The following is a 25546-nucleotide window of genomic DNA, read 5'->3' as shown; positions in this document are numbered from 1 at the left end:
TTCGAGTAGCCGCCTGATACAAAGGAGTAATATCCCGGGTCTTGACGCGCAAACATGGCGCCTTTAGGCGGCATCCGACGTCAATCCGGCAGGATTACATCAGCCCGGATTACCAATATTCCGAGACAGACTTTAAGGTGGTAACAACCATGCAATCCAAGACCAAGAAGCTGCTGGCCGCGCTGATCGCTGCCGGTATCGTCCCGGCTGCCCATGCGGCCGACATCAAGATCGGCGTGGCCGAAGCCCTGTCGGGCGGCGCTGCCCAGTACGGCGTGTCGATCCGCAATGGTTTCCAGCTGGCCGCTGATGAAATCAACGCCGCCGGCGGCATCAACGGCAACAAGATCGTGCTCGTGGTCGAGGACGAACAAGGCAAGAAAGAAGAAGCGATCAACGTCTTCAAGAAGCTGATCTTCAAGGACAACGTCCTGATGGTCTTCGGCCCGACGCTGTCGAACTCGGCCCAGGCCGCCGACCCGATCGCCCAGGCCGCCAAGACGGTCGCCTTCGGCACCTCCAATACCGCCGACGGCATCACCTCCATCGGCAACTACGTGTTCCGCAACTCGGTCACCGAAGCCGACGTGCTGCCGGCCACCATCTCCACCGTCAAGGCCAAGACCGGCCTGAAGAACGTGGCGGTGCTCTACGGCAACGACGACGTCTTCACCAAGAGCGGCTACGACAACTTCAAGAAGGCCCTGGAAGACCAGAAGATCCCGGTCACGACGACCGAAACGTTCGCCAAGGGCGACGTGGACTTCAAGGCCCAGCTGACCAAGATCAAGGGCACCAACCCCGACGCCATCGTGCTGTCCGCACTGCTGGCCGAAGGCGCTCCGATCATGGTGCAGGCCCGCCAACTGGGCCTGAACGTGCCCGTCATCGGCGGCAACGGCATGAACTCGGTCAAGATTTTCGACCTGGCCCCTGGCGGCGCGTCAAACAATCTGTGGATCGGCAGCCCCTGGTCGATCGAGAACAAGGCCCCCGAGAACGTCAAGTTCATCGACGCCTACAAGGCCAAGTTCAACGGCGCGCCCGACCAGTTCGCGGCCCAGTCGTATGACGCCATGTACATCGCGGCCCAGGCCCTGAAGAACGTCAAGATCTCGGGCGACCTGCCCAAGGATCGCGCAGCCCTGCGCGACGCGCTGCCCGCGGTCACCTGGACCGGCGCCACTGGCCCGTTCAAGTTCCGTCAGGCCAACGACCGCGCCGGCAAGCCCGCCGGCTACGATGCCGACCAGGCTCCCATCGTCAGCGTGACGAAGGACGGCAAGTACGTCATCGAAAAGTAAGCGCTGCGCATCCCCGCGCGGGGGGATGCGCCTTGCGGGCGGCTGAGCCGTCCGCAAGGCGCTTTTTATCGCAGGGCCGTCACCCTAAAAGAAATGCCTCCCCGCCGGGAGGCTCAAGGCCATGCAGTGGGCGCTGCATGGGGCCCTCACAGCTTTGGAAAGTCCCATCATGTTCGAACAACAATTCGTCAATGCCTTGTCGCTGGGCTGTGTGTATGCACTGTTCGCGCTGGGCTTCACGCTGATCTTCGGCGTGCTCGGGGTGATCAACCTGGCGCATGGCGCCGTCTTCATGGTTGGCGCCTACGCGGCACTGTTCGTGGTGCAGCAATTCAGCCTGCCCTTGTGGGCCGGCCTGATGGCAGCGTTCTTCGTCGCCGGCTTCACCGGGGTCATCATCGACTACCTGGTGCTCAAGCCGCTGCGCAAGCGCAACGCGCCCCACCTGATCCCCATGATCGCCACCATCGGCGTGGGCATCATCCTGAACAACACCGCCCAGAGCATCTTTGGCGCGAGCAACCTGCGCTTCCCGCACGGCACCGTGCCCGAGGAAGTGATCGAGGTCGCCGGCCTGCACCTGACCGTCATTGAACTGGGCATCATCTTCCTGTCTTTCGCGCTGATGGCCGTGCTGATGTACGTCATGCGCCGCACGCAATTCGGCCGCGCCCTGCGCGCCATCGCCGAATCGCCCAAGGCCGCGTGGCTGCTGGGCATCAACGTCGAAAAACTGTTCGTCACCACCTCGTTCGCCGCGGCCGCCCTGGGCGGCGTTGCCGGCGTGCTGATCGGGCTGTACTCCAACGCGCTGTTCCCCCTGATGGGCCAGCCGATGCTGCACAAGGGCATCGCGGTCATCATCCTGGGCGGCATGGGCGACATCCGCGGCGCCATGCTGGGCGGCCTGTTCCTGGGCTTCGCCGAGGTGCTGTCGGTGGCCTACATCGGCTCCACCATGCGCGATGCGGTGGCTTTCGGCCTGCTGTTCCTGATCCTGCTGGTGCGCCCGCAAGGTCTGTTCGGCAAAGTGGTTCAACGCAAGGCTTAAAGAATGAGCGGATTCGAAAACTTCTGGGCCATCTACGGCAACTTGGTGCTCACGCTGGGCACCAATGCGTTGCTGGCCCTCTCCATCTGGCTGACCCTGGCTTGCGGCATGCTGGCCATGGCCAACGCAGCCTTCATGGGCATCGGGGCGTACACCGCCGCGCTGCTCACCATGAACTACGACGCGCCGTTCTCGGTTGCGCTTGCCGGCGGCATGGCCGCGCCCGCGCTGGTGGCGGCGTTGATCGGCTTGCCCACCTTGCGGCTGTCCGGGGTCTACCTCGCCATGGCCACGCTGGGTTTTGGCGAAGTGGTCCGCGTGACCATCCTCAACACCGAATCCATCACCGGCGGCGCGCTGGGCCTTAACGGCATCCCGCAGCTGACGCAGTGGTGGCATGTGGTGCTGGCCGTCGTCATCGTGCTGTTCGTGCTGTGGCGCGTGCGCGCCTCCAAGATCGGACGCTCGTTCGATGCCATCCGCGGTGACGAAACCGCGGCCGGCCTGATGGGCATCGACGTGCGCGCCAACAAGATGCTGGCCTTCGTGGCCGGCGCGATGATCGCGGGTCTGGCCGGCGCCCTGAACGCGCACCTGACCTTCTTCATCGGCCCCAACGAATACGGTTTCGACCGTGGCGTGGAAATCCTGACCATGGCGATCCTGGGCGGCATCGGCGGCCTGGCCGGTCCCGTGCTGGGCAGCTTCATCATTACCGTGTTGCCCGAAATGCTGCGCGGTTTTGCCGATCTGCGCCTGGTCGCGAACGGAGTGATTCTGGTGGTGATTGTGTTGTTCCTGCCGCAAGGCATCTGGGATCCGGCGCGCTTCAAGCGCTGGATGCGCCAAGGACGCCAGGGAGGCAAGCGCCATGCTTGAGCTTTCTTCCGTCTCCAAGAGCTTCGGCGGTCTGCATGTGCTGCATGACGTCAGCCTGTCGGTCCCCGAAGGCGCCATCTTCGGCTTGATCGGCCCCAACGGCGCCGGCAAGACCACGGTGTTCAACCTCATCACCGGCCTGTTGCCGCCCAGCGGCGGCACCATCACGTTCAACGGCCAGAGCGTCCTGGACAAGAAGCCGCACCGCATCACGCGCATGGGCATCGCCCGCACGTTCCAGAACATCCGTCTCTTCAAGGAGATGACGCTGCTGGAAAACGTGGTGGTGGGCGCCTACCGGCACATGAACTACGGCTTCCCCAGCCTGCTGCTGGGCCTGCCGGGCTACCGCGAGCACGAAAAGCGCGCCCGCGAGCGCGCGCATGAACTGCTCACCTGGATGCGCCTGGACCATAAGGCCAACGACCTGGCGGACAACCTGTCCTACGGCGAGCAGCGCCGCCTGGAGCTGGCGCGCGCGCTGGCCACCGAGCCCAAGCTGCTGCTGCTGGACGAGCCGGTCGCCGGCATGAACACCGGCGAGCGCGCCGAGCTCATGCGCGAGATCCTGGCCATCCGCGACCGCGGCTACACCATCCTCATGATCGAGCACGACATGCGCTTCGTCATGGGCTTGTGCGAGCGCATCGCGGTGCTGAACTTCGGCAAGATCATCGCTTGCGGCGGGCCTGACGAGATCCGCAACAACGAACAGGTCATCGAAGCCTATCTGGGCCGCGAAGACGACGAAGACACCGAACAAGCGGGGGCCGCCAAATGAGTCGCCGGGCCGCTCCCAAGACGAATACCGTAGCGCATTGCGCGGAGGCTGCACAATGAGCGCCATGCTGGAAGTCCGCGGACTCGAGGTCAATTACGGCCACATCGAAGCCGTCCGCGGCATCGACCTGGACCTGAACGCCAAGGAAATCACCGCCCTGGTCGGCGCCAACGGCGCCGGCAAGTCGACCACGCTGCTGGCGCTGTCGGGCCTGCTGCCCAAGGCGCGCGGCAAGATCACCTTCGAAGGCGAGGACATCACCAACCTGCCGCCGCATCAACTCGTGGCGCGAGGCATCGTCCAGGTGCCGGAAGGGCGGGCCATCCTCACCACCATGACCGTGCTCGAAAACCTGGAGCTGGGCGCCTACCGCCGCGGCCTCAAGAACGTCGACTCGGACCTGGAATACGTGTTCAACCTGTTCCCGCGCCTGAAGGAACGGATCACCGGCATCGCCGGCAACCTGTCCGGCGGCGAGCAGCAGATGCTGGCCATCGGCCGGGCACTGATGGCCAAGCCGCGCCTGCTGCTGCTGGACGAACCCTCCATGGGCCTGGCGCCCATCGTGGTGCAGGAGATCTTCCGCTCCCTGCGCGCGATCAACGCCGATGGCCTGACCCTGTTCCTGGTCGAGCAGAACGTGCGCCAGGCGCTGAAGATTGCCCAGCACGGTTACGTGCTGGAGAACGGCGCCATGGCGCTCACCGGCACCGGCCGCGAACTGCTGGGCCATCCCCGCGTTCTGGAAGCCTACCTGGGCGCCTGAGCGGGCGTTCCAGGGCGTGCGTCCCTGATTGTCTGGATGTGCCGGCGGCGCCTCAGGGCGCCGTTGGCGTATTTCCGACGAGGATTAAGTTGCCCACTTTTTGAGCAGCTGTGTTAGAATCGCAGGCTTTCCCTCATTTTGGCCAATGCACGGGCGGGTAATAACGCTTAGGCAAGACGCTGATATCGACTGAATTTTTGGAAAACCCGCTGGGTTCTTTCCGCGATTTTGGTCTAGTTCGGGGAAAAAAACTGGCTGGATGGTCCAGCCAGGAAAATTTTTATTCTTAGGAACCATCATGAAGACCTTTGTGGCCAAGCCGCATGAAGTCCAACGTGACTGGTTTGTGATCGACGCCAAGGGCAAAGTCCTCGGTCGTGTGGCCAGCGAAGTCGCACGTCGTCTGCGTGGCAAGCACAAACCTGAATTCACGCCGCACGTTGATACCGGTGACTACATCGTCATCGTCAACGCTGCCGATATCGTTGTTACGGGCGCCAAGGCGAAGGACAAGAAGTACTTCCGCCACACGACGTACCCGGGCGGTATCCGTGAAACGAACTTCGAGAAGATGCAAGAGCGTTTTCCCGGCCGCGCCATCCAGAAGGCTGTCAAGGGCATGCTGCCCAAGGGTCCTCTGGGCTACGCCATGATCAAGAAACTGAAGGTGTACGCCGGTGCCGAGCACCCGCACACCGCCCAGCAGCCCAAGACGCTGGATATCTAAGGAAACGCCATGATCGGTAACTGGAATTACGGAACCGGCCGTCGCAAAACCTCGGTGGCTCGCGTTTTCATCAAGAAGGGCACGGGTAAGATCGTTGTCAACGGCAAGCCCGTCGACGACTTTTTCGCCCGCGAAACCGGCCGCATGATCGTGCGCCAGCCGCTGGAACTGACCGGCCACCTGGAATCGTTCGACATCAAGGTCAACGTGCACGGCGGCGGTGAAACCGGCCAGGCCGGCGCAGTCCGTCACGGCATCACGCGTGCCCTGATCGACTACGACGCGACCCTGAAGCCCGCACTGTCGCAAGCTGGCTTTGTCACCCGCGATGCCCGCGAAGTCGAACGCAAGAAGGTCGGCTTCCGCAAGGCACGTCGGCGCAAGCAGTTCAGCAAGCGTTAATACGCTGCTGCACGAAAAAGCCCGCTTCGGCGGGCTTTTTTTCGCACTATTTGTACCAGCGCCGGACCCCGTCCGGCCGCTGTGCGCCCCGCGCGGAACTCCGCGCATTCCCTCCGGTCGGAAAGAAGGACTGCGGTGCCATTTCGGGCTCTTAGCCGCAACACCCGCTTTCCCGAGCGATACAATCGATCCTCGTTCTACGAAGAGCACACATCATGGCCCAAGCATCGAACACCCGCATCAAGGTTGGTATCGTCGGCGGCACCGGTTACACCGGCGTCGAGCTGCTGCGCTTGCTGTCGCAGCATCCCAATGTGGAATTGACCGCCATCACGTCCCGCAAGGAAGACGGGCTGCCGGTGGCTGACATGTATCCGAACCTGCGCGGCCGCGTGAATATCGCTTTCTCCGCGCCGGAAAAGGCCACGCTGACGGATTGCGACGTCGTGTTCTTCGCGACGCCCCACGGCGTGGCCATGGCCCAGGCCCAGGAGCTCATCAATGCCGGCACCAAGGTCATCGACCTGGCCGCCGACTTCCGCCTGCAGGACATCCCCACCTTCGAACGCTGGTACAAGATTCCCCATACCTGCCCGGACATCCTGGCCGAGTCCCAGTATGGCCTGGTGGAACTGAACCGCGAGGCCATCTCCAAGGCCCGCGTCATCGGCAACCCCGGCTGCTATCCCACCACCGTGCTGCTGGGCCTGGCTCCGCTGCTCGAAGGCGGCAAGAAGCTGATCGATGCGCAAACCCTGATCGCCGACTGCAAGTCAGGCGTGTCGGGCGCCGGCCGCAAGGCGGAAGTGGGCTCGCTCTTCTCCGAAGCTTCGGACAACTTCAAGGCCTACGGCGTGGCTGGCCACCGCCACCACCCGGAAATCGTCGCGCAGCTGGAAAAGATCGCCGGCGGCAAGGTCGGCCTGACCTTCGTGCCGCATCTGGTGCCGATGATCCGCGGCATGTTCTCCACCATTTATGCGCGCATCCTGCCGGAAGCCCGCGATACCGACTTCCAGGCCCTGTTTGAACAGCGCTACGCCGACGAGCCCTTCGTCGACGTCATGCCCGCCGGCAGCCTGCCTGAAACCCGTTCGGTGCGCGCCTCCAACAACCTGCGGATTGCGCTCAGCCGTCCCGGCAATGGCGACCAACTGATCGTCCTGGTGATTCAGGACAACCTGGTCAAGGGCGCTGCCGGCCAGGCCGTGCAGAACATGAACCTGATGTTCGGCATCTCCGAATCGACCGGCCTGGATCAGGTCGCGATCCTGCCTTGATGTACGCAGGCTTGCGGCCGCAGGGCCGCAAGCCGCCGCTCTTTATGCCCGCCGATTCCTCCACCACGCCCCAGTCTCGCTCCGCCGGCGGGTTGACGCGCGTATTCGTGGGCCTGCTGATCGGCGTGCTGCTGGGCGGTTCCGCCAGCTTCTTCTACGCCCGCAAGCTCTACCGGCCGCAGGATGCCGTGGTGATCAGCGCCCGGCAGGCCGAGGTCCAGGAAGAGGCCATGCGTCAACAGTCGACGCAGCTACGCTACACGCAAGGGCAGCTGGACACCGCCGACGGCGAACTGGTCATCGAACGCGCCGCGCGCCAGGAACTGGAAGCGCAGCTGCGCACGGTCCAGGCCGAGGTCGGCAGGGTGCGCGATCAATTGGCGTTCTATGAGCAGCTATTGCCGCCGGGTCCCGAGGGGGCGGTGGACATCCGTGGCGTCGAGATCGACCGCAGTGGCGGCGGCTTGCGCTACAAGGTCCTGTTGATGCGCAGCGGCCGCAATGGCGGCTCTCCATTCTCGGGCGCTTTGCGTTTCCAGGCCACTGGCGTCCTGAAGGGCGAAACCGTGAAGGTGGATCTGGCGCCCATGCAGGTCAAGGCCGAATCCGGCTCTGTTGCCATTCCTGGCGACAGCGCGCCGACCTCGCCGCTGGCCCTGCAGTTCGATCAATACCAGCGCAGCCAGGGCATCCTGGCGCTGCCCGAGGGATTTGTCCCCGAAAGCGTGACGGTCAGCGTCCTGGAGGGCGATACCGTCCGCGCGTCAAGAAGCGTCAAGCTCGAACTTTGAGTCTGCGCAAGCCCTGCGCTATAGTGACACCATGCGAGCGCCGTTGCCGCTCACCGAAATATGGCCGAACCGGCCAGGAGTGAACCATGAATGCAGTGACCGAAACCGTCGACCTGCAGGCCGCCCCGCCTGCTCCCCTGGTTTTTACCGACTCGGCTGCGGCCAAGGTGAAGGATCTGTTGGCCGAAGAAGGCAATCCTGAGCTGAAGCTGCGCGTTTTCGTGCAGGGCGGAGGCTGTTCGGGTTTCCAGTACGGCTTCACCTTCGACGAAGTCGTGAACGATGACGACACCGTGCTGGACAAGGCCGGCGTGCAACTGCTGGTCGACCCGATGAGCTTCCAGTACCTGGTCGGCGCAGAGATCGACTACAAGGAAGACCTGGAAGGCGCGCAGTTCGTCATCCGCAATCCCAACGCCAGCACTACCTGCGGCTGCGGTTCCTCGTTCTCGGTGTAATCAGCCGGGCAGGAAAAAGGAAAAAGCCCTTCGGCGCGCCGAAGGGCTTTTTGCATGGGCGCGCGGCTTTCAGGCCGGATAGAGCGCGCCCAGGATGCGCGCGCCGCGCGCGCCGGTGACGGCCGGCAAGCCCGCCGGCCTGCGCTGCACGAAGGCCTGCGCCAGCCAGGCGAACGCCAGGGCTTCGACTTCTTGCGCCGGCACGCCCAGCACATCGGTGGCGTGCACCGGCCGTTGCAGACAGTACGCCAGTTCGCGCATCAAGCCGGGATTGCGCGCGCCGCCGCCACAGACGAAGACTTCCTGCGTGCCCGCCGCGGCCGCATCGACGGCATTGGCGACCGTGCGCGCCGTCAGGCGCTGCAGCGTGGCCTGCACGTCTTGCGGCGCAGGCTTGGGGCCGTCGAATGCGGCCAGGCGATCGTCCAGCCATTGCATGTTGAACAGGTCGCGCCCGGTGGATTTGGGTGGGGGCAGGGCGAACCAGGGTTCACTGGCCAGCAGTTGTTCCAGCAGCGGCGCCAGCACCTGGCCGGTCGCCGCCCAGCGGCCGTCGGCGTCATAAGGCCGGCCCAGGTGGCGCTGACACCAGCCGTCCAGCAGAACATTGGCGGGCCCTGTATCGAAGCCGCGGGGCGCATGCCCCGGCTCCAGCAGGGTCACGTTGGCGATGCCGCCCAGGTTGAGGACGGCGCGGCCTTGCGGCGAGCCGAAAATGGCGGCATGGAAGGGCGGCACCAGCGGCGCACCCTGGCCGCCCGCGGCCACGTCGCGGCTGCGGAAATCCGCCACCACGTCGATGCCGGTCAGTTCCGCCAGCAAGGCGGGGGCGTTGAGCTGCACGGTGTAGCCCAGGTCGGGCCGGTGCCGGACCGTCTGGCCGTGGGCGCCGATGGCGGTCACGTCGCCGGCCGCGACGCCGGCTTGCTGCAACAGGGCCGCCACGGTCTGGGCATACAGGCGGGCGAGGGCGTTGGCGGCCGGCGCTGCGCGGGCCAGCTCGTCGTCGCCGGATTGGTTCAGGGCCAGCAGTTCGCGCCGCAGGTCCGCCGGCATGGGCAGGCTGGCGCTGGCGAGCACGGCCGGCGCCTGGCCGTCGGCCAGGCGCACCAGCACGCCGTCCACGCCGTCCACGCTGGTACCCGACATCAGTCCGATATAGAGCTGTGCGTTAGTGGTGGATGGATTCACGAGGAGCCTCGAAAAAGAAAAAGCGGCCGCGCAGCTGAAAGTGCGGGGCCGCTTTTGACGGGACGTTGGACCGGCTTTAGCGGCTGGCCACGTTGGTCAGCGCGTCGGGCAGAGTCTGTTGGAACTCGGTCAGCAGCTGGATCTGCGCCTTGTACGGTCCCACGGCCTGGTTGAAGGCGCGGACTTCGGCGGGTTCCAGGCTGCGGGCGACCGGCAGGTCCACCGACAGCGGATCGATCGGCTGGTTGTCCACGCGGAATTCGTAGTGCAGGTGCGGGCCGGTGGCCCAGCCGGTGGCGCCGACATAGCCCAGCAACTGGCCCTGCGAGATCTTCGAACCCTTGGTGATGCCTTCGGCGATGCGGCTCTGGTGGGCGTACAGCGTCGAATACTTGCCGTGGTGCTTGACGATGACGACGTTGCCGTAGCCGTTCTGCCAGCCGGAGAATTCCACGGTGCCGTCGGCGGTGGAATGGATCGGCGTGCCCGAAGGCGCCGCGTAGTCCACGCCCTTGTGTCCCGTCCAGGTCTTGTGGATGGGGTGCATGCGCATGCCGAAGGTGGAGCTGATGCGGCTGAACTTCAGGGCGGTGCGCAGGAACGCGCCGCGCAGGCTGGTGCCGTCGAAGTCGTAGTACGAACCGCTCTTTTCGTCGGGGCTGAACCAGACGGCGTTGTAGGTCTTGTCGCCGTTGATGAATTCCAGCGCCAGCACGCGGCCGGCGCCCGCGTAGCGGCCGTCGTGCGAACGCACTTCGTAGACCACGCGGAATTTATCGCCCTGGCGCAGGTCGCGCAGGAAGTCGATCTTGGCGCTGAGGATGTCGGCCATCTGCATGGTGACCGAGTCCGGGATGCCGGCAGCGTCGGTGGCGCCGAACAGCGACGAACGGATCGTGCCCACGGCGACGCGGGTCTGGCGTTCGGTGCTTTCGGTGATTTCCTCGGCCTTGTAGCTGTCGCCCGCGGGCGCGACGTGCAGCATGCGCGTCACGACCTGGCCGTCCGTCTCGTTGCCAGGGGTGTGGATGTAACGCAGCCAGATCAGGTTGCCGGCTTCGTCCGTCGCGGCCTGCACGGAGCGGCCGGGGTACAGCTTGTAGATGCTGCGGGCGCTGGCTTCGTGCGTCAGGAAGGTCTGCAGGCTGGGCGCGTCGAGTTCCAGGCGTTGCAGCACCGCGGCCAGCGTGTCGCCGGCACGGATCCGGGTTTCGCTGATGTAGGGGGCGGCGCTGGGGGTGCTGACTTCGACTTGCTCGGCGCTTAGCGGCAGGACGCTGCTGATGATGCGCGAAGGGGGGAGTTCGGTACGGTCGGGTTGCTGCACCATGCCCAGGGCGGCGGCGCCAGCGAACAGACCAATTGCGGTGACGAGAAGCGTGCGGCGGAAAAGTCCCGAGCGCTGGGGCTTGGGCTTGACGGGCGCAAACACGGCAGCAACTTTGCGTTTGATGCTACTCGCCAGTTCGTGGAGGCCACGATTCATCGTGAAGATACCCTCTCAGGTGGCTTGAGCTCGCAGGGTGCGTGACACGAACGGCCCTCGCGCGCACATTTCGGGGCAAGGGCTGGCGCGGGGCGCATCTTGTGAACAGCGGGGTGTAAACCGGACCACAACTGCGTATATATGGCAATTGCGTATGATTAGGGCGGTATCCTAGCTGATTCGGCTAGAATTTTCGATAGTTTTCGTCACTTTTTACACCTTTTTATCGGCTGAAGCCGAGTTGGTCCCCCTGCCATGTCACCCTCAGAAGCCCCGATTACCCCCGAAGTCGAAGCAGATCTGCGTATAGCGAAGCGCGGCTGCGATGAGTTGCTGGTCGAGTCCGAATTCGCCCGCAAGCTTGCCAGGAGCCGCGCCACGGGCGTGCCCCTGCGCATCAAATTGGGGCTGGATCCGACCGCGCCGGATATCCACCTGGGCCACACGGTGGTGCTGAACAAGATGCGCCAGCTGCAGGACATGGGCCACAACGTCATCTTCCTGATCGGCGACTTCACCTCCACCATCGGCGATCCCAGCGGCCGCAACAACACCCGCCCGCCGCTCACGCGCGAGCAGATCGAGGCCAACGCCAAGACCTACTACGCGCAAGCCAGCCTGGTGCTGGATCCGGCCCGCACCGAGATCCGCTACAACTCCGAATGGTGCGATCCGCTGGGCGCGCGCGGCATGATCCAGCTCGCGTCGCGCTACACGGTCGCGCGCATGATGGAGCGCGAGGATTTCACCAAGCGCTTCAAGGGCGGCATCCCGATCTCGGTGCATGAATTCCTGTATCCGCTGATGCAGGGCTACGACTCGGTGGCGCTGAAGTCCGATCTGGAGCTGGGGGGCACCGATCAGAAGTTCAACCTGCTGGTTGGACGCGAGCTGCAGAAGGAGTATGGCCAGGAGCCGCAGTGCATCTTGACGATGCCGCTGCTGGTCGGGACGGATGGCGTAGAGAAGATGTCCAAGTCCAAGGGCAACTACATCGGCATTTCGGAGTCGCCCGATTCTATGTTCGGCAAGCTCATGTCGATTTCCGACACGCTGATGTGGCGCTACTTCGAGTTGCTGTCGTTCCGCTCGCTGGAAGACATCGCCGCGCTCAAGCAGGAGATCGATGGCGGCCGCAATCCGCGCGACGCCAAGGTCATGCTGGCCCAGGAAATCATCGCGCGCTTCCATTCCGCCAAGGCCGCGGACGAAGCGCTGGCTTCGTTCGAAGCCCGGTTCCGCGACGGAGCCATCCCCGACGACATTCCCGAAGTGAACATTGGCGGCGCGCCGGTGGGCATTCTCAAGCTGCTGCGCGAGGCCGGCCTGGTGGCTTCCGGCTCGGAAGCGCAGCGCAACGTGGAGCAGGGCGGCGTGCGCGTCAACGGCGATCGCGTGGAAGACAAATCGTTGCAATTGCCGGCGGGGACTTACGTCGTTCAGGTGGGCAAGCGCAAATTTGCGCGTGTTAACTTGAACCCATGATTGCGAAGTTTTGATACGCTGAGGGTACAGACAGGGGCAGTGGGGCCTTTGCGGCACATCAAGGAGCACGACATGAAACTTTCGAGTTTGTCCTTTTCCGATAACGAGTCGATTCCCGAACGCTATGCCTTCGGCAGGATCGATGCGCAATCGCACGTCGCGCTGGCAGACAACTTCAACCCGCAGTTTTCCTGGGACGAAGTTCCGGCGGGCACGCAGTCGTTTGCCTTGATCTGCCATGACCCCGATGTGCCCTCCGAGCCCGACGACGTCAACCAGGAAGGCCGCGAGGTGCCGGCCAGCCTGCCCCGCGTGGACTTCTTCCACTGGGTGCTGGTCGATCTGCCGGCCGATCTGCGCGACATCGAGGAAGGCACCTTCTCCAGCGGCATCACGCCGCGCGGCAAGGGCGGCCCGTTGGCGCCGATGGATGCGCGCCAGGGCATCAACTCGTACTCGTCCTGGTTCGCCAACGACCACGACATGAGCGGCGACTACTTCGGCTATGACGGTCCGTGCCCGCCCTGGAACGACGCCATCCCGCACCGCTACGTCTTCACCCTGTATGCGCTGGACGTGCCCACGCTGAACCTGCAGGGCTCCTTCACCGGCGAGGACGCGCTGCGCGCGATCCAGAAGCATGTGCTGGCGCAGGCGTCGCTGACCGGCACCTATACGCTCAATCCGAAACTGGCTCCCAAGCAGATCGGCGCCACCTCGGCCTGATCCGCCGCGCCGCCGAAAGGCCGCAGTCTTGCGACTGCGGCCTTTTTCTATTTCCTCAGCCCATTGCGCGCTTGAGCCGCAGCAGCGCCAATCCAAAAGTGATGAAGATGGCGCCGACCAGGCGGTTGATCCAGGTGACGATGCGGGGCTGGCGCAGCAGGCGCCGGGCGCGGTGGGCCAAGGTGCCGTAGGCCAGCAGCGACACCAGCGACAGGCCCGTGAAGATGCCCGTCAGGATGAAGAACTGCGGCAGCAACGGCTCGGCGGCGTTAAGAAACTGGGGGAACAGCGCCGTGAAGAACAGGATGGGCTTGGGGTTCAGCGTGGCAACGAGCGCGGCTTCCGAATAGAGCCGGCCGGCGCTGCGCGGCGCCGGCGCGGAGGCGTCAGCGGGCGGTGCGATGGTCGAGCGGCCCAGCAGGTGGCGCAGGCCGAGGTAGAGCAGGTACGCCGCGCCAGCCAGCTTGAGCAGTGTGAACAGCATGGCGGACGATTGCAGCACCACGCCCAGTCCCAGCATGGCGGCGGCCGACAGCAGGAACAGTCCGGTGACGTTGCCCAGGGTGGATGGAAGGACGGCCCGCAGCCCGCCCGCCGCGCCGTTGCGGATGGCCAGCATGGTAGCCGGGCCGGGGCTGACGACGCTGACCGCAGCTACTAATGAGTAGGTTATGAGCGTGGCGCTTTGCATGAAAGTTTCTCAAGTCGGATTGAGGCGGCTTTTCCGGCCGCGGAGGATGGCGTGGTTTTCGCGCCCATGCCGGGAATTTTGCCCGGGTTCCCTGCATTTTGGGCGCATTTGATCCTGCCCGACGGGGTAAACTATCCGTCATTCTCCGGGTTTACCCACCCGGGCGCAGTTTTCTCCTCTCTTACCGCCTCAGGAACCCCCCGTCATGTTTGACCGCAACCTCACCTTGTCCAAGGCTGACCCGGACGTTTGGGCCGCCATCCAGAAGGAAGACGTCCGCCAGGAACAGCACATCGAGCTGATCGCCTCGGAGAACTACGCCAGCCCGGCCGTCATGGAAGCCCAGGGTACGCAGCTCACCAACAAGTACGCCGAAGGCTACCCGGGCAAGCGCTACTACGGCGGTTGCGAATACGTGGACGTGGTCGAGCAGCTGGCCATCGACCGCCTGAAGCAGATCTTCGGCGCCGAAGCCGCCAACGTGCAGCCCAACTCGGGTTCGCAAGCCAACCAGGGCGTGTACATGGCCGTCCTGAAGCCGGGCGACACCGTGCTGGGCATGAGCCTGGCCGAAGGCGGCCACCTGACGCACGGCGCGTCGGTCAACGCTTCGGGCAAGCTGTACAACTTCATCTCCTACGGCCTGGACGAAAACGAAGTCCTGAACTATGACCAGGTCGAGCAACTGGCCAAGGAGCACAAGCCCAAGCTGATCGTGGCTGGCGCCTCCGCCTATGCCCTGCACATCGACTTCGAGCGCATGGCCCGCATCGCCCGTGAAAACGGCGCGCTGTTCATGGTCGACATCGCCCACTACGCCGGCCTGGTCGCCGGCGGCGCCTACCCCAACCCGGTGCCGCACGCCGACTTCGTCACCTCGACCACGCACAAGTCGCTGCGCGGCCCGCGCGGCGGCGTCATCATGATGAAGGCCGAGCACGAGAAGATCATCAACTCGGCGATCTTCCCCGGCATCCAGGGCGGTCCGCTGATGCACGTCATCGCCGGCAAGGCGGTGGCCTTCAAGGAAGCGCTGGAGCCCGCCTTCAAGGACTACGCGCAGCAAGTGGTCAAGAACGCCAAGGTGCTGGCCGACACGCTGGTCAAGCGCGGCCTGCGCATCGTTTCCGGCCGCACCGAAAGCCACGTCATGCTGGTGGACCTGCGTTCCAAGGGCATCACGGGCAAGGAAGCGGAAGCCGTGCTGGGCCAAGCCCACATCACGGTCAACAAGAACGCCATCCCGAACGATCCGGAAAAGCCCTTCGTGACCAGCGGCATCCGCCTGGGCACGCCGGCCATGACCACGCGCGGCTTCACCGAAGCGGAAGCCGAGCTGACCGCCAACCTGATCGCCGACGTGCTGGACAACCCGCGCGACGAAGCCAACATCGCCGCCGTGCGTGCCCGTGTCAACGAACTGACCTCGCGCCTGCCGGTCTACGGCAAGAAGTAAGCGAGCATCCCTGCGGCGGGCTGTGGCCCGGCCGCAGCGGTCTACCAGGGACGGCCCCGCAAGGCGCCGTCCCTTTGTTTTCAGGCGGCCGGCGCCGTCCTGGTAAAAAATACGGGGGCGGATTAGCCCGTATTGGCGCTGGCGGCTGGACGCCTCGTTACAATATGCTCAAATATTGCCCCCTCAGTGCCTTTAGGGATCACACATGCGGTGTCCATTTTGCGGCAATGCCGAAACGCAGGTCGTAGACAGCCGGGTCTCCGAAGAAGGCGACGCCATACGCCGTCGCCGTCGCTGCCTGTCCTGTGACAAGCGCTTCACCACTTATGAGCGGGTGGAGCTGGCCATGCCCTCCATCGTCAAGCGCAACGGCAGCCGCAGCGACTACGATCCCGGCAAGCTGCGCGCCAGCCTGAGCCTGGCGCTGCGCAAGCGCCCCGTCAGCACGGAAGATGTCGACGCCGCGGTCGCTCGCATCGAAGAACAGTTGCTGGCCAGCGGACTGCGTGAAGTGCCCAGCGAACACATCGGCGAGCTCGTCATGAACGAACTGCGCAAGCTCGACAAGGTCGCGTACGTGCGCTTCGCTTCGGTCTACAAGAGTTTCGAGGACATCGGCGAATTCGTCGAAGCCATCCGCGAGATGCAGGGGCCGCTGTTGCCGGGCAAGCTGCGCAAGGACTAGCAGGGCTGCGGTTCAGCCGATGCTGGAAAATGACGGCGCTGCGGCGCCGTCATTGCATGGTGGGAGCCGCACGCGCCAGGCTGGGCGTCAGCGGCTGGAACTTGCGCCACACGCGGCGCATGTGCTGCGCCGAGCCGAATCCCGACTTTTCCGCCACGCGCTCCAGGTCCAGCCGGGTATCGCGCAGCAGGTCGCGCGCCAGCGCCACGCGTATCTGATAGAGATAGTCCATCGGCGTGCAGCCCGCGTGTTCGCGGAACAGCCGCGTCAGATGGCGCGCGCTGGTGTGTGCCTGGTCCGCCAGCGATTGGGCCGACCAGGGCGCCGCCGGATCGCGGATGACCGCGTCCTGCACCCGGTGCACGCCCGGATGCATGTGGCTGCGATGGTCCAGCCAGGGCGACAGCGTGGAATCCGTGCCGGCGCGCCGCTGGTAGACCACCATGTCGCGCGCCGTTTCGCTGGCCACGCGCGGCCCGCAATGGCGCGACACCATGTGCAGCGCCAGGTCGATGCCGGCCGTGATGCCGGCGCTGCTGACCAGCTTGCCGTCCTCGACGAAGATGCGGTTGTCATGCAGCCGCGCGCTCGGGTCGATGCTGGCCAGCTGTTCCAGGCAGGTGTGGTGGGTGGTGCAGTCGCGCTGCCGCGTCAGGCCGGCGGCGGCGGCGAACAGGGCGCCGGCGCATACCGTCATCAGCGTGAAGCCGTCCGCGGGATGGCGGACGGTCAGCCAGTCGATGATGGCGCGCGAGTCGGGGTCGTCCAGGCGGGTGGGTTTGCCCACCACGCCTGAAATGATGACCAGGGCCTCGGGCGGCAGACTGGCCGGCAGGGCCTGGATATGCGCCAGGTGCAGGCCGGGCAGGCCGCTTTCGACCTCCCGGGACGGGCCGCAGAAATGCTGTTCAAAGGCGCCCGGAACCAGCTTGTTGGCCACGCGGAAGGCCTCCGCGGGGCCTGCCACGTCCAGCAGCACCACGCCCCGCGTCAGCACGAAATACACCGGAACCATGCGGCCCCCCGCCAGTGTCAGGCCGCCAGCGCGTCGGCCGCGCGCGCGATGCGGGCAAAACGCCCTTGCAGCACCAGTTCGGTCCGGTCGCGGATCTCGGCCGGCGTGTAGTGCTGGCCGGACGGGCTCTGCATGGCGAAGGTCAGGGTGGCGTCGGTGGGGAACACCACCTTGTAGCCGGCGTCGCTGGCATGGCGCGAAGTGGTTTCGCAGCACTGTTCAGTACGGATGCCGCTGACGATGATGCCTTCGATGCCGTGCTTCACCAGCCAGTCCTGCAGGCTGGCGCCGTCCGCGTCCTTGGCATAGAGCGAGGAATGCACGGTCTTGTGGAACACGGCGGTGGGGGCGATGCGCAGTTCCTTGAGCGTCTTGACGTGGCCGGAGGCCATCGAGAAGGGGTTGGCAGGGTCGTTCGATACGCTGGTGTGGAATACCTGCAGCACCGGAATGTCGCGGGCCTGGGCCGCGTCGATCAGGGACTGGATCTGCTCCACGAACGCCGGATACTCGGCTTCATCCCAAAACGGACGTTGCCGGAAAGAGTCTTGTACGTCGATGACGATCAGTGCTTGTTTCATGAGCCGCGCTCCTGGAGGGCAAATTGTAGGGGTGTGCAGCTATTTTTACTGCAATCCGGTGCGGCGGCGAGCGCGGCGAAAGACCGCCATCGGCCTAAAACGGACATTGGTTGCCGATGCCCCGTGGAGCCGCTGCCAAACCGCCTGCCCGCCCGGCGGCGGACATACAATCCTGGTCATGATGATTCCCAGCGACAACGACGACATTTTCTGGATGCGGCGCGCCCTGGCGCTGGCGCAGACCGTCATGTACACCACCGCGCCCAACCCCCGGGTTGGCTGCGTGATCGTGCGCGACGGCCGCGTGCTGGGTGAAGGCGCCACGCAGCCGCCGGGCGGTCCGCACGCGGAAGTCTGCGCCTTGCGCGACGTCCAGGCGCGCGGCGAATCGGTGGAAGGCGCCACGCTTTACGTCACCCTGGAACCCTGCAGCCATTTCGGCCGTACGCCGCCCTGCGTGGACGCCGTGCTCGCGGCCAGGCCGGCGCGGGTGGTGGTGGCCCTGGGCGATCCCAATCCGCTGGTCAACGGCCAGGGGCTGGCGCGTCTGCGCGATGCCGGCATCGCGGTGACCACTGGCGTCTGCCGTGGCGAGGCGCTGGCGATCAATGCGGGTTTCATCTCGCGCATGAGCCGCGGCCTGCCGTGGGTGTGGATGAAGATGGCCGCCTCGCTGGACGGACGCAGCGCGCTGCATAACGGCGTCTCGCAATGGATCACCGGGCCCGAGGCCCGCGCCGACGGACACCGCTGGCGCGCCCGCGCCTGCGTGGTGCTGACCGGCATGGGTACCGTGCTGAAAGACGATCCGCAGCTCAATGTCAGAGGCGTGGACACACCCCGCCAGCCGCGCAAGGCCGTGGTGGACGGCCGTTTTGAAATCCCCGAGGACGCACGGTTGTTCGATGACGCCGAGGTCATCATCTTCACGGCTCGTGTAGATGCGGCCAAGGCCGCGCGCCTGCAGGCCAGGAACGCCCGCGTGGTGCTGCTGCCGGGCGAGGCGCCCGGCCGGGTCGACCTGCCGGCGATGATGCGCTGGCTGGCCCAGGAACAGTTCAACGAGGTCCACGTGGAAGCCGGCGCAGGCCTGAGCGGCGCGCTGGTCGCCGCGGGTTGCGTGGATGAGTTGCTGCTGTACCTGGCGCCGGTGCTGCTGGGCGACGCGGCCGGCATGGTCCGCCTGCCCATGCTGGAGCACCTGGACGGCGCCAGGCGCTATGAATTCATCGAGACCGCCCCGGTGGGCGCGGATCTGCGCGTGCGCGCCCGGGTGGCCGACACCTGGAATCAGCTGACGCGGCGCGTGGAGCTCCCTGAGTTGTCTTAGAGGCGGCGCCCTGTACGCGCCGCGGTGTAGCGCCAGGCCAGGATCGCAGCGGCGCCGCCGGCCAGGGCCAGCAACGCGGCCGCCAGCAGCAGGCCGGGATGGTCGCGGCGCAGGCGTTCCCACGATTTTCCAGCCTGCGTGTAATGGAACCAGGCAGCCGCCTGGAAATCGGGCGCGGCGCATTCGCGGCCGAAAGAGCCGCTGAACGGGACCCGTGCGCCGTGTTCTATATAGCGGCGGTAGATCGTGGCGGCCAGTTCCGGGGAATCGTCGATGATGTAGCGGGCGCCCTGGCACAGCACGGCGGCGTAGGCCTGCGAGCGGCGCGGCAGCTCGTCGGACGCGCGCAGCGCATGATTGGCCGCGATCTCGCGGTAGTGGAAGCGGGCGTAGGGCTGCGCTTCGCTGGCGGCATAGCGGCGGCGTTCCTCTTCGGTGACGAACGGACCCGGCAGCGCGGCCGCGGCCCGCAGCGCCGGCGTCTCGGGCGTGCCGGGATCGCCGTCATACGCCTTCCAGCCTGGGACCGCGCTGCGCCCCGCGCCATAGCTCGTGCTGCCGCCATAGACTGCGAAATCCGGCTCCTGCTCGAAACCCATGATTTCCATCCCGTCGCGCCGCGCCAGCCGCGAAGCCTCGTACCAGGCTTGTGCCCGTGCGGTGCGGCCCCAGGCGCTGCCGGCACGACGCAAGGCCGCGCCATACTCCGCGGCGAGCCGGCGGGTTTCCTGCAGCCGCACTTCCCACTTGCCGTCGGTGTTTTCCAGTGTGGCGTAGCGGGCGTCCGAATCGGCCGGGAAGTAGGGCAGCGCCTGCTCGATCGAACCTTCGCGCACCATCCGGCGCGCCAGCAGCAGGCGCAGGCGATCGGAGGCGGTGACGGGGTGTTGTCTTGTCCAGTCGTAGAAATTCTGCGGGTCGCGCGGCGCGGACCCCGCCGGCGTCGATGTGGCGGGCGCGTGCCGGTCTACATAGGCTTTGAGTTCGGCGGTCGTCAGCACGCGCTCGGCGACGTAGGCCGCATCATTCCAGTACGGGGTGGACAGCCAGAAGCCCTCGGCCGGGTTGGCCGGATCGTCCTTCACGGTGGCGTGCAGCAGTTGATCCAGCGCCTCGACGTATTGGCCGCGCGACAGCGTCAACACGCCTTGCTCGCCCAGCAGGCGCGCCGCGCCGACAGCTTCCAGGCTGCCGTCGGCGCGCGGAAACGCGCGTGCCGCCTGCGCATAGGCCCGGGCTGCCGCCAACGTGTCGCCTTGCCGCAGCGCCAGCTTGGCGCGCACCCACCAGGCCAAGGCCGTGTCCAGCCGCGTTGCCAGCGTTTGCGCCAGCTCGTAGCGGCCAATGCGGTAGGCCAGCGCGGCCACGCGGTCGGCATCCGGCACCTGCTTCAGATCCTGGCTTTCCAATGCCGCAACCAGCGATTGCAGCGCCGGATTCGGCGTAACGTCGTGCCCTTGCGCCGCGTCGGCCAACCCCACCTGGCCCGTCGTGTCGTAGGCGGCGTAGGGATCGCTGGCGCTGTCCGGCCTGCCATCCACGATGTCGCCGACCCTGGCCAGCGCGTACGCCACCAACAGGCGCTGCGCGACAGGATCGTCGATCAGGCGGCGCGTGCGCGCCGGATCTTCCAAGGCCCATTCAGCCAGCATGCGCAGCGACGCATTGCCGCTCGCGGAGTCGCGCGCGGCCTGTTCGGCATAGAGGCGCAGCGCATGCTTCAGCGAGGCCGCGGGAATGGCGTCCATGCAAGGCTCGGCGTTGACCAGCTCCATATAGCTGCATTGTCCTTGCGGCCCGGCGAGGAATAGGCGCGCCTCCTGGCCGTAACTGGCCACGGCCAAGCCCAGCGGGTCCGGCGCGCCGTCGCGCGCCAGCTGTCGCACGCGGCCATAGGCTTGCGCCGCGGCCTGCCGCTGCGCCTCGGCGTCTTCAGAGGCCGATTCTGCCTCGTCCCCGATTTCCGCCAGCATATAGGCGGCCCAGACGCTGCGCGCCGCCGCTTGCTGCGGCGGCAGTTGGAGGATGGCGCGGTAGCGGGCGCGCGCCTGCTCCAGCAGGCGGTGGGCATCCGGCGCTTCGCGGGCGGCATGCGTGTCAACCGCGGCTGCAGTGTAAAGACGTACCGCTGCCGGCAAATCGGCGCCCAGCGCATAGGCCCGGTCGCCGTCGGCCTGCGCGCGCATGGCGCGGGCGCTGGCCCGCTGCGCCGGCGTGAGCGCGGGATCGCGGTCTTCCGGCAGGGCGTTCTGCTGGTAGCTGCCGTCCGGCAATTCATAGGCTTCGCGGGCCCGCAGCGCATCGCTGGCGTCCACCAGGCGCGCGGTTTCATAGCCGAAAGCGTTGGCCGGCGTCGCGCGCAGCGTGGCCGCGCGGTCGTCGAGCAGTTGGGCGGGAAACTCCGGCCCGCAGGCGATGACGATGCCGCCGCCCATCAGGAGCAGCAGCGCCGCAAGCGATTTACGGTTGTACATGGAAGCTCGTGGGCCCGTTTTCACAGCGTATCCAGCCTATGTTGCGTTGGCCGCCTGCATGCAGCAGGCCATTCTGGGAGCGGCGCAGGAAGGCGCCGCCGGAATCATGTTCGAGGGAGTAGCCATTGATGCCGTCGGCCGCGCGGCAAGCGCCTTCCCAGCGGATCACGAAGGGTAGGGCCGCGTCGGCGTTGCCGCTGTTGGCAAGTATCAGGTCCTGCGCGCCGCTGCCGCCCGCCGCGCGCGCCGTGACGGACAGCGCCGGCGCCAGGGGCTGGCGCGTCATCACGGCGCGCCAGGTGGCCAGACTCCAGGCGCGTTCGTCGCGCGCGGTGGGCAGGCGGAACCAGACGATCCCCGCCAATCCGCGCGGACGGGAGCGGTGGATCTCATCGATGAAGGCCGCCATGGCCGCCGGCGTGGCCACCAGTTCGCTGGCGCGGCCGCCTGGCAGCAGGGCGGGGCGCTCGCTTTCGACCGCCGCAATGCTGCCGTCGTCGTTCCAGCTTACGCGGCTGCCATAGGTGGCCAACGCCACGCGCCACGGCCGCCGGGTGCGATCCGCGAAAGCCGCAAGCCAGGCGCTTGCGCGCTTGGCATTGAACAGCCCCTGTTCGGGACTCAGCACCGCGTGGACCTGCAACACGGCTTCATCGGGAATCCGCAGCAGCGCGTCGAGCCCGGACCCGCCAAGCCAGGTCGGCAGCGCGGTTATCGACAAAGGCAGGTCCGGTCCCAGGCCATGCTTCAAGGTCTCCAGAAAAGCCGCGTAGGCAGGCAATTTGGAGGTGGCGCAGTCGTAATCGATTTCGATGCCGGCCAAGACGATGCCCGCGCTTTCCCATGCGGGACGCGCGGCCCTGATCCGCGCAAGCACGTCCGCCGCCGGCAGCGCATCGGCGCGGCCGTCCAGGCGGAAAACCATGACGACAGGACGCCTGGCCGCAGCCAGTGCGGCCAGATCGGGCGCAGCAGTGAACCATCTGCCATCCGGGTTCATTTCCGCCACCAGCACGCGCCATGCCCGCACCACGTCGGCGCTCTCGGCCAGCGCCTGGCTGACGGGCGGCGTCCAGACGCGTTGCCAGACATAGGCGTCACCCGGCAGATCCGTCTGCTTGCCGCAAGCGGCCAGAAGCAGCAGCGAGACGCTGCAAAGCGCTGCGCAACAGCGTTTGGCGAGGGCTTTCATGCGGCTGGCCAGGATTGGAAAGGCATGACGCGGCGACGACGACGGGTGGTGGAAGCATGCGCGCCAGATGCGCGGCGCGTTGCGAATGCGTGATTCTATCGCCGCCGCAAGGGGTATTAGCACTCTGCGCTTGCGGCTGCCAATCGCGCAGGCGTCGGTAATCCGCGGCCGGCAGGCAATCGCGATGCGCTGGCGCCATTGATATGTCATCAAGTTTGCGCACGTCAGCGCAGTTGCAGCGCGTGTCTATTGCATAAATCTGAAAGCGCGTGACATGACTATTTTTGGCGTTGCGCTAAATGAATTGCCACAAAAACGTCAATTGGCTTTAGCATAGGCACATGACTTGGCGCCACGCACTGATGGACTACACCGTGCAATGCCACGCGCCCTCGTCACCACGGATCCTCGTGCGGTGTCATCGGTGCTTTTCACAACCGAACCTGCACGCTGCTGAACGAAGACGCCATGCGCCGTTCAGACCGTCCGCTGCCATCGCACAGCGGGCGCATCGGGTTTATACCCGCATCATAAAAATCCCTGGGACATCGCTCTTCCCTTCAAATCATTGCTGAGCATTTCATGTGCGGACGCATCATGCACGCACGCATACAGCGATATGCTGAAGTCGAACGAGTGAACTTATTCACTTAAGTTGCATTCCCTGACGGAACTTGCATCCGAAGAGTGCAGCCTAATTGGAAAGGGCCTGATCATGCCTTTGGTTGATGTGTGGCGAAAGCAACATACCATCCGGCCGACAGTGCTTATCGCGAGATTGTCTAGTAATGCGCGAGCGCTGAGGCACAATGGGGGCAGGTAGGGACGTATTGGATTTTTCGCGTGTTGTAGGAGGTTTCCGTGCAAAACATCGTCGAAGGCTTCAAGTCGCAGTATGCAAGAGAGCAGGAATCGGAACTCTCTCTCGAGGAGTACCTCAACCTCGCCAAAAGCGATCCCATGGCGTACGCCAGCCCCGCAGAACGCATGCTGGCGGCCATAGGCGAACCCGAAATCGTGGATACGCGCAACGACCCACGTCTTTCCCGTTTGTTTTCCAACCGGACCATCCGACGCTACCCGGCGTTCCAGGAGTTCTACGGCATGGAGGACGTGATCGGACAGATCGTCGCGTTCTTCAAGCATGCCGCGCAGGGACTGGAAGAGCGCAAGCAAATCCTTTATCTGCTGGGCCCGGTGGGCGGCGGCAAGTCGTCCATCGCGGAGCGGCTCAAGTCGCTGATGGAGGCCTATCCCATCTACGCCTTGAAGGGCTCGCCGGTCAACGAATCGCCGCTCGGACTGTTCCATCCGGAACGTTTCGGCGACACGCTTGAAAAGGAATACGGCATTCCCCGGCGCTACCTGAGCGGCATCATGTCGCCCTGGGCCGTGAAGCGCCTGAAGGAGTTCGACGGCGACATTTCGAAGTTCCGCGTCGTGCGCCTGAACCCGTCGGTGCTGCGCCAGATCGCCATCGCCAAGACCGAACCCGGCGACGAGAACAACCAGGACATTTCGTCGCTGGTGGGCAAGGTCGACATCCGCATGCTCGATCGCCACTCGCAGGATGATCCGGACGCCTACAGCTACTCCGGCGGGCTGTGCCTGGCCAATCAGGGGCTGCTGGAATTCGTCGAGATGTTCAAGGCCCCGATCAAGATGCTGCACCCCTTGCTGACGGCGACCCAGGAAGGCAACTTCAAGGGCACCGAGGGCTTTTCCGCGATCCCGTTCAACGGCGCCATCCTGGCCCACTCGAACGAATCGGAATGGCAGACCTTCCGCAACAACAAGCACAACGAGGCGTTCCTCGACCGTATCTACATCGTCAAGGTGCCTTACTGCCTGCAGGTCTCGGAAGAGGTCCGCATCTACGAAAAGCTGCTGCACCACAGTTCGCTGTCGACGGCGCCGTGCGCGCCGGGAACGCTGGACATGATGGCGCAGTTCTCGGTCCTGACGCGCCTGAAGGAACCCGAGAATTCCAGCATCTATTCGAAGCTGCGCGTCTACGACGGCGAAAGCCTGAAGGACGTTGATCCCAAGGCCAAGGCCTTGCAGGAATACAAGGACTATGCCGGCACGGACGAAGGCATGACCGGGGTGTCGACGCGTTTCGCGTACAAGATCCTGTCCAGCGTCTTCAACTACGACCAGACCGAAGTCGCCGCCAACCCGGTGCACCTGATGTACGTGCTCGAGCAGCGGATCGGCCGCGAGGACTATCCCGAGGAAATCCGCCGGCGCTATCTTGAATTCATCAAGGGCTACCTGGCGCCGCGCTACGCGGAATTCATCGGCAAGGAAATCCAGACCGCCTACCTCGAGTCGTACTCGGAATACGGCCAGAACATCTTCGACCGCTACGTGACCTTTGCCGACTGCTGGATCCAGGACGAGGAATTCCGCGACCCGGAAACCGGCGAAAGCTTCGACCGCAGCGCGCTCAACGACGAACTGGAAAAGATCGAGAAGCCGGCTGGCATTGCCAACCCGAAGGATTTCCGCAACGAGATCGTCAACTTCGTGCTGCGGGCGCGGGCCAACAACAACGGCCGCAACCCGACCTGGACCAGCTATGAAAAGCTGCGCGAAGTGATCGAGAAGAAGATGTTCTCGAACACCGAAGACCTGTTGCCGGTGATCTCGTTCAACGCCAAGGCGTCGGCCGAGGACAAATCCAAGCATCAGAGCTTCGTCGATCGCATGGTCGAAAAGGGCTACACGGAAAAGCAGGTCAGGCTGCTGTGCGAGTGGTATCTCCGTGTGAGGAAGTCTTCCTGAGCGAGGTG

Annotated in this window: 23 protein-coding genes; 16 read left to right on the top strand and 7 right to left on the bottom strand. The window is 65.1% G+C overall.

Translation table 11 applies throughout. From position 1 onward, the window contains the following. The first annotated feature begins 149 nt into the window (after positions 1 to 149). The 10 genes from N5C88_RS17995 to erpA all read left to right on the top strand — a co-directional run bounded on the left by N5C88_RS17995 (position 150) and on the right by erpA (position 8439). Entirely contained in the window at positions 150 to 1304 is a 1155-nt protein-coding gene (locus N5C88_RS17995) for an ABC transporter substrate-binding protein (protein WP_118932553.1), read from the top strand. 169 nt (positions 1305 to 1473) lie between these two features. Further along, complete coding sequence (locus N5C88_RS17990; protein ID WP_059372875.1) at positions 1474 to 2355, top strand: branched-chain amino acid ABC transporter permease; 882 nt, start codon at positions 1474 to 1476, stop codon at positions 2353 to 2355. Positions 2356 to 2358: 3 nt separating this feature from the next. Beyond that, complete coding sequence (locus N5C88_RS17985; RefSeq protein ID WP_013391409.1) at positions 2359 to 3234, top strand: branched-chain amino acid ABC transporter permease; 876 nt, start codon at positions 2359 to 2361, stop codon at positions 3232 to 3234. After that, on the top strand, positions 3227 to 4015 hold the full coding sequence (locus N5C88_RS17980; RefSeq protein WP_059372876.1) for an ABC transporter ATP-binding protein: 789 nt from the start codon (positions 3227 to 3229) through the stop codon (positions 4013 to 4015). The genes N5C88_RS17985 and N5C88_RS17980 overlap by 8 nt, the downstream gene beginning before the upstream one ends. Before the next feature lie 55 nt (positions 4016 to 4070). Next, complete coding sequence (locus N5C88_RS17975) at positions 4071 to 4781, top strand: ABC transporter ATP-binding protein (protein ID WP_054458384.1); 711 nt, start codon at positions 4071 to 4073, stop codon at positions 4779 to 4781. Positions 4782 to 5079: 298 nt separating this feature from the next. Beyond that, positions 5080 to 5508, top strand: a complete 429-nt coding sequence (gene rplM, locus N5C88_RS17970) for a 50S ribosomal protein L13 (protein ID WP_013391412.1) — start codon at positions 5080 to 5082, stop codon at positions 5506 to 5508. Between the two features lie 9 nt (positions 5509 to 5517). Continuing rightward, on the top strand, positions 5518 to 5910 hold the full coding sequence (gene rpsI / locus N5C88_RS17965; protein WP_006217310.1) for a 30S ribosomal protein S9: 393 nt from the start codon (positions 5518 to 5520) through the stop codon (positions 5908 to 5910). A gap of 215 nt (positions 5911 to 6125) precedes the next feature. Continuing rightward, a complete protein-coding gene (gene argC, locus N5C88_RS17960; protein ID WP_280015916.1) occupies positions 6126 to 7190 on the top strand; it encodes an N-acetyl-gamma-glutamyl-phosphate reductase in 1065 nt (354 codons plus the stop codon). Between the two features lie 44 nt (positions 7191 to 7234). Further along, entirely contained in the window at positions 7235 to 7981 is a 747-nt protein-coding gene (locus N5C88_RS17955) for a DUF6776 family protein (protein ID WP_280015915.1), read from the top strand. An 86-nt stretch (positions 7982 to 8067) separates the two neighbouring features. Beyond that, complete coding sequence (gene erpA, locus N5C88_RS17950; protein WP_013391415.1) at positions 8068 to 8439, top strand: iron-sulfur cluster insertion protein ErpA; 372 nt, start codon at positions 8068 to 8070, stop codon at positions 8437 to 8439. A gap of 69 nt (positions 8440 to 8508) precedes the next feature. On the opposite strand, the gene N5C88_RS17945 is transcribed toward erpA, so the two are convergent. Beyond that, positions 8509 to 9630 (bottom strand): anhydro-N-acetylmuramic acid kinase, encoded by a 1122-nt coding sequence (locus N5C88_RS17945; protein ID WP_280015913.1) that lies wholly within the window; start codon positions 9628 to 9630, stop codon positions 8509 to 8511. A 76-nt stretch (positions 9631 to 9706) separates the two neighbouring features. Continuing rightward, on the bottom strand, positions 9707 to 11116 hold the full coding sequence (locus N5C88_RS17940) for a M23 family metallopeptidase (RefSeq protein WP_059372880.1): 1410 nt from the start codon (positions 11114 to 11116) through the stop codon (positions 9707 to 9709). A 255-nt stretch (positions 11117 to 11371) separates the two neighbouring features. On the opposite strand from N5C88_RS17940, the gene tyrS reads away from it, so the two are divergent. Next, positions 11372 to 12601 (top strand): tyrosine--tRNA ligase, encoded by a 1230-nt coding sequence (tyrS, locus tag N5C88_RS17935; RefSeq protein ID WP_059372882.1) that lies wholly within the window; start codon positions 11372 to 11374, stop codon positions 12599 to 12601. Between the two features lie 72 nt (positions 12602 to 12673). After that, positions 12674 to 13327, top strand: coding sequence for a YbhB/YbcL family Raf kinase inhibitor-like protein (locus N5C88_RS17930; RefSeq protein ID WP_059372885.1), 654 nt, complete (start codon positions 12674 to 12676; stop codon positions 13325 to 13327). 55 nt (positions 13328 to 13382) lie between these two features. Here N5C88_RS17930 and N5C88_RS17925 read toward each other — a convergent pair whose 3' ends face one another. Further along, on the bottom strand, positions 13383 to 14018 hold the full coding sequence (locus tag N5C88_RS17925; protein ID WP_280015912.1) for a LysE family translocator: 636 nt from the start codon (positions 14016 to 14018) through the stop codon (positions 13383 to 13385). 205 nt (positions 14019 to 14223) lie between these two features. Here N5C88_RS17925 and glyA point away from each other — a divergent pair, with 205 nt between their 5' ends. Together glyA and nrdR are read left to right on the top strand one after the other, a co-directional pair. Next, entirely contained in the window at positions 14224 to 15474 is a 1251-nt protein-coding gene (gene glyA, locus N5C88_RS17920; protein WP_059372890.1) for a serine hydroxymethyltransferase, read from the top strand. A gap of 205 nt (positions 15475 to 15679) precedes the next feature. Continuing rightward, positions 15680 to 16159 (top strand): transcriptional regulator NrdR, encoded by a 480-nt coding sequence (nrdR, locus tag N5C88_RS17915; protein WP_013391422.1) that lies wholly within the window; start codon positions 15680 to 15682, stop codon positions 16157 to 16159. A 49-nt stretch (positions 16160 to 16208) separates the two neighbouring features. Here nrdR and N5C88_RS17910 read toward each other — a convergent pair whose 3' ends face one another. Continuing rightward, entirely contained in the window at positions 16209 to 17174 is a 966-nt protein-coding gene (locus N5C88_RS17910; RefSeq protein WP_280015911.1) for a helix-turn-helix domain-containing protein, read from the bottom strand. A gap of 17 nt (positions 17175 to 17191) precedes the next feature. Beyond that, on the bottom strand, positions 17192 to 17755 hold the full coding sequence (locus tag N5C88_RS17905) for an isochorismatase family protein (RefSeq protein WP_118932557.1): 564 nt from the start codon (positions 17753 to 17755) through the stop codon (positions 17192 to 17194). Between the two features lie 178 nt (positions 17756 to 17933). On the opposite strand from N5C88_RS17905, the gene ribD reads away from it, so the two are divergent. Further along, positions 17934 to 19085, top strand: coding sequence for a bifunctional diaminohydroxyphosphoribosylaminopyrimidine deaminase/5-amino-6-(5-phosphoribosylamino)uracil reductase RibD (gene ribD / locus N5C88_RS17900; protein ID WP_347881404.1), 1152 nt, complete (start codon positions 17934 to 17936; stop codon positions 19083 to 19085). Here the strand turns inward: ribD and N5C88_RS17895 are convergent. Next, on the bottom strand, positions 19082 to 21559 hold the full coding sequence (locus N5C88_RS17895; protein ID WP_280015910.1) for a hypothetical protein: 2478 nt from the start codon (positions 21557 to 21559) through the stop codon (positions 19082 to 19084). The two genes, ribD and N5C88_RS17895, sit on opposite strands and share 4 nt — an antisense overlap. Next, on the bottom strand, positions 21546 to 22751 hold the full coding sequence (locus N5C88_RS17890) for a DUF3142 domain-containing protein (protein WP_280015909.1): 1206 nt from the start codon (positions 22749 to 22751) through the stop codon (positions 21546 to 21548). Before N5C88_RS17890 ends, N5C88_RS17895 begins: the two co-directional genes overlap by 14 nt. Positions 22752 to 23612: 861 nt before the next feature. Here N5C88_RS17890 and N5C88_RS17885 point away from each other — a divergent pair. Next, positions 23613 to 25538 carry a PrkA family serine protein kinase gene (locus tag N5C88_RS17885; protein ID WP_059372899.1) on the top strand — a complete coding sequence of 642 codons (1926 nt, stop codon included), beginning with the start codon at positions 23613 to 23615 and terminating at the stop codon, positions 25536 to 25538. Positions 25539 to 25546: the final 8 nt, after the last annotated feature.

It is taken from the genome of Achromobacter sp. GD03932, assembly GCF_029839485.1.
Lineage (GTDB): Bacteria > Pseudomonadota > Gammaproteobacteria > Burkholderiales > Burkholderiaceae_B > Achromobacter > Achromobacter bronchisepticus_A.
This window is presented reverse-complemented; position numbering and strand designations above follow the sequence as displayed.

Coding starts and splice junctions, on each gene's coding strand:
- N5C88_RS17995 (WP_118932553.1), top strand. CDS start 150: ATGCAATCCAAGACCAAGAAGCTGCTGGCCGCGCTGATCGCTGCCGGT.
- N5C88_RS17990 (WP_059372875.1), top strand. CDS start 1,474: ATGTTCGAACAACAATTCGTCAATGCCTTGTCGCTGGGCTGTGTGTAT.
- N5C88_RS17985 (WP_013391409.1), top strand. CDS start 2,359: ATGAGCGGATTCGAAAACTTCTGGGCCATCTACGGCAACTTGGTGCTC.
- N5C88_RS17980 (WP_059372876.1), top strand. CDS start 3,227: ATGCTTGAGCTTTCTTCCGTCTCCAAGAGCTTCGGCGGTCTGCATGTG.
- N5C88_RS17975 (WP_054458384.1), top strand. CDS start 4,071: ATGAGCGCCATGCTGGAAGTCCGCGGACTCGAGGTCAATTACGGCCAC.
- rplM (WP_013391412.1), top strand. CDS start 5,080: ATGAAGACCTTTGTGGCCAAGCCGCATGAAGTCCAACGTGACTGGTTT.
- rpsI (WP_006217310.1), top strand. CDS start 5,518: ATGATCGGTAACTGGAATTACGGAACCGGCCGTCGCAAAACCTCGGTG.
- argC (WP_280015916.1), top strand. CDS start 6,126: ATGGCCCAAGCATCGAACACCCGCATCAAGGTTGGTATCGTCGGCGGC.
- N5C88_RS17955 (WP_280015915.1), top strand. CDS start 7,235: ATGCCCGCCGATTCCTCCACCACGCCCCAGTCTCGCTCCGCCGGCGGG.
- erpA (WP_013391415.1), top strand. CDS start 8,068: ATGAATGCAGTGACCGAAACCGTCGACCTGCAGGCCGCCCCGCCTGCT.
- N5C88_RS17940 (WP_059372880.1), bottom strand. CDS start 11,116: ATGAATCGTGGCCTCCACGAACTGGCGAGTAGCATCAAACGCAAAGTT.
- tyrS (WP_059372882.1), top strand. CDS start 11,372: ATGTCACCCTCAGAAGCCCCGATTACCCCCGAAGTCGAAGCAGATCTG.
- N5C88_RS17930 (WP_059372885.1), top strand. CDS start 12,674: ATGAAACTTTCGAGTTTGTCCTTTTCCGATAACGAGTCGATTCCCGAA.
- N5C88_RS17925 (WP_280015912.1), bottom strand. CDS start 14,018: ATGCAAAGCGCCACGCTCATAACCTACTCATTAGTAGCTGCGGTCAGC.
- glyA (WP_059372890.1), top strand. CDS start 14,224: ATGTTTGACCGCAACCTCACCTTGTCCAAGGCTGACCCGGACGTTTGG.
- nrdR (WP_013391422.1), top strand. CDS start 15,680: ATGCGGTGTCCATTTTGCGGCAATGCCGAAACGCAGGTCGTAGACAGC.
- N5C88_RS17910 (WP_280015911.1), bottom strand. CDS start 17,174: ATGGTTCCGGTGTATTTCGTGCTGACGCGGGGCGTGGTGCTGCTGGAC.
- N5C88_RS17905 (WP_118932557.1), bottom strand. CDS start 17,755: ATGAAACAAGCACTGATCGTCATCGACGTACAAGACTCTTTCCGGCAA.
- ribD (WP_347881404.1), top strand. CDS start 17,934: ATGATGATTCCCAGCGACAACGACGACATTTTCTGGATGCGGCGCGCC.
- N5C88_RS17895 (WP_280015910.1), bottom strand. CDS start 21,559: ATGTACAACCGTAAATCGCTTGCGGCGCTGCTGCTCCTGATGGGCGGC.
- N5C88_RS17890 (WP_280015909.1), bottom strand. CDS start 22,751: ATGAAAGCCCTCGCCAAACGCTGTTGCGCAGCGCTTTGCAGCGTCTCG.